General features: G+C 74.0%; 1 pseudogene. It reads left to right on the top strand.

The features are described 5' to 3' along the window. A pseudogene (locus TN53_RS40890) lies at nt 1-1,016 on the top strand (FAD-binding protein); the annotation flags it as partial.

The raw sequence follows: 1,016 nt of genomic DNA, 5'->3' as shown, positions 1-1,016 counted from the left end.
CCCCACGGCCGGGGCGGCATCTTCACCCGCGTCGACGGCCGCCTTCTCTACCGGCCCTCGGGCCGCGAACCGCGCCTGTACGCCGGCCCCCGGCCCGGCGCGCCCTCCCAGGCACGCGGCGAGAACGAGAAGGGCGCCCACGGCCGCCACTACCCCCGGCTGCTGACCACCGGGTACATCGCCGCGCTGCGCGCCCGCACCCCCCACCACGGCGCCATCGACTTCGCCGCCGACCTGTGGCCGCTCATCTCCAAGGAGGTGTGCAGCGTCTACTACGCCGCGCTGCTCGAGTCGTGCGGTGAACTCCCCGACGTCGTGGAGGAGTTCGTCGAGGCCTATCTGGAGGCCGAACCGGGCGCGGAGGAGGACGTGCTCCTCGACGCGACCGGCATCGACGCCGCCGAGCGCTGGGACTGGAAGCGCGTCGCCCGCCCCTACGGCGACCGCGTCTTCACCGACCGGGCCGCCTTCCATGACTGGCTGCGCGGCCACCTCGACGACGACGTCCGCCTGGCCCGCCAGGGCAACGTCAGCGGACCGGTCAAGGCCGCCCTCGACGTCCTGCGGGACCTGCGCAACGAACTGCGGCTCGCCGTCGACCATGCCGGCCTGACCGCCGCGTCCCACCGCGACGACCTCGACGGCTGGTACACACCGCTCAACGCCTATCTGTCCATCGGCCCGCCGGCCTCCCGTATAGAGGAGATGGCCGCGCTCCTGGACGCCGGCGTCCTGGACGTGACCGGCCCCGGTATGCGCGTCACCCCCGACCCCGACGACCCGCTCGGACCCAGCTTCAGCGGCACGTCGAGCGAGATACCGGACGTGCGGGTGCGGGCCACGGTCCCCATCGAGGCCCGCCTGCCCGAGATCGACCTCAGGCGCACCGCGGACCCGCTGATGAACCAGCTGCTGCGCACCGGGCAGTGCCACCCCCCCCGCATCCCCCACGGGGAGGGCACGGGCGGCGCGGACTACGAGACCGGCGGCCTCGCCGTGTCCGAGCGGCCCTACCA

The sequence above is a fragment of the Streptomyces sp. WM6386 genome (assembly GCF_000972385.1).
Classification (GTDB): Bacteria; Actinomycetota; Actinomycetes; order Streptomycetales; family Streptomycetaceae; genus Streptomyces.
Note: the sequence above shows the minus strand (reverse complement) of the source record. Positions and strands in the feature narration are given on the sequence as shown.